1 protein-coding gene is annotated in these 1945 nt (G+C 64.7%); it reads right to left on the bottom strand.

Features of this window, described 5'->3' with window-relative positions; translation table 11 throughout:
* On the bottom strand, window positions 1-1945 hold a 1945-nt coding region (locus tag AC09SL_RS29360), incomplete at both ends, for a condensation domain-containing protein (RefSeq protein ID WP_479571987.1).

Here is a 1945-nt window from a genome sequence, read left to right on the forward strand (position 1 = left end):
ATCCACCGACAAGGTCAGTGGGTAGTTGGTCCGTTCTTCGTTGCTGAGGAACTCGATGCCCTCCCACGCGGCCAGGGTTTCATTCGAGACCTCGGCCGCTGCGCTGGCGCTGTGTCGGTAATTGAGCAGCGCGCTGAACAGCGGCAGCGGCGCAACCACGCCACTGCAACGCTGGGCCAAGGCCAGCGAGGCGTGCTCATGGCCCAACAACCCAGTCAGCCTTGCGTGAGTGGCTTTCACCCCCTCGCGCACGCCTTGGCTGTTCACTCCGACCCGCAACGGCAAAGTATTGATGAACATGCCCAGCGCCCGATCAGCGCCATCGCCGCCCTGCATCCGGCCCAGCAGGACCGTACCGAACACCACATCGTCCTTGCCTGATACTCGCCCTAATACCTGCGCCCAGGCCAGGTGGACCAGGCTGGCGGCACTCACCCCCAACTGCCGGGCTTGTGCCCGCAGACGCTGGCTCAAGGTCGCCTCGACAACTTGCCGGGCATGCTCGATGGCCTGCCCGTCGCCGCTCACGTCCTGCAAGCCGAAGGGCAAGGTCGGCTCGTCGACATCGCCGAGCATCTCGCGGAAAAACCCTTCGTGCTCGTGTTGACTCACGCCCAGGCGCGCTTGCGCCACATAGTTGCGGTACGGCATTGCCGCAGGCAACTGGCCGGCCTGGCCCAGGAGGTGCGCCTGCATCTCGTGCTGCACCACTTCCAGGGCCGTGTGGTCGAGGGCCATATGGTGGAACAACAACACCGCGACCCAGCGCTGGTTGACCGCGTCTTCGGCAAAGACCAGACGCATCAGCGGGGCCTGGGTGATGTCCAGCCGGTAGTGTTGCGGGTCGAAACGCTCCTGCAACTGCGCTGCGATCTCGCCCTTGGCAATGTCCAGGGCGACCTCCTCCAGATGCAGTTTCGCTTCGCGCCACACCACTTGGATCGGCGCGTCGAAGCCTTGCCACACCACGCTGGTGCGCAGGATGTCGTGCCGGTCGATGACGTATTGCAGCGCGTCCACAAACGCCACCAGCCGGTCGCGACTTTGCAGTTCGAACACGGTTTTCAAGACATAGGGGTCGCCCTGCTCGGCGGACAGGTGATGGTAGAGAATGCCGTCCTGCAGTGGTGCCAGCGGGTAGATGTCCTGCACATTCGGTGCCCCTCCCGGCACTGTCGCCACGACCCGGTCAATGGTCGCCTGATCAAGGTCGATCAGCGTGAGCATGTCCGGGGTGATCCGTCCGCAGTCCGGAACAATCCGGTTCACCGGGACATCCACCTCCCGGCCACTGCCGATGGCCGCGCCCAGCGCAGCCAAGGTCGGCTGACTGAACAACACCCGCACGTCAGCGCTCAAGCCGACCTGGCGCATGCGTTCGATCAGCGTGACCGCCAGCAGCGAATGGCCGCCCAGCTCGAAGAAATTGTCGTGGCGACCGACCTGGTCAACCCTGAGCAGTTCGGCCCAGAGTTGTGCCAATAGCTGCTCGACCTCGCCTTGCGGGGCTTCATATTCACGGCTGACGTAAGCGTCGCTGTCCGGCGCCAGCAGTGCACGGCGGTCGAGCTTGCCGTTGGCGGTCAACGGCAGTGCGTCGAGCCGCACGTAGGCCACCGGAATCATGTAGTCCGGCAATTGCCCCTGCAAATGAGTACGCAGCGTCTCGATGTGTGGCGCAACGTCCAGGTCCCGCGGCGTGAAGTACGCCACCAGGCGCTTCTCGCCCGGGGCGTCTTCGCGCACCAGCACCACGGCGTCCTTGACCGCGTCATGCTGGCCGAGCCGGGCTTCGATCTCGCCCAGTTCGATACGGAAACCGCGGATCTTCACCTGGTCGTCGTTGCGGCCCAGGTAGTCCACCGTGCCGTCCGTGCGCCAGCGGGCCAGGTCGCCGGTGCGATACAGCAAGGCACCGGGATCGGCATTGAACGGGTCTGCAACG

The sequence above is a fragment of the Pseudomonas sp. PF05 genome (assembly GCF_056521845.1).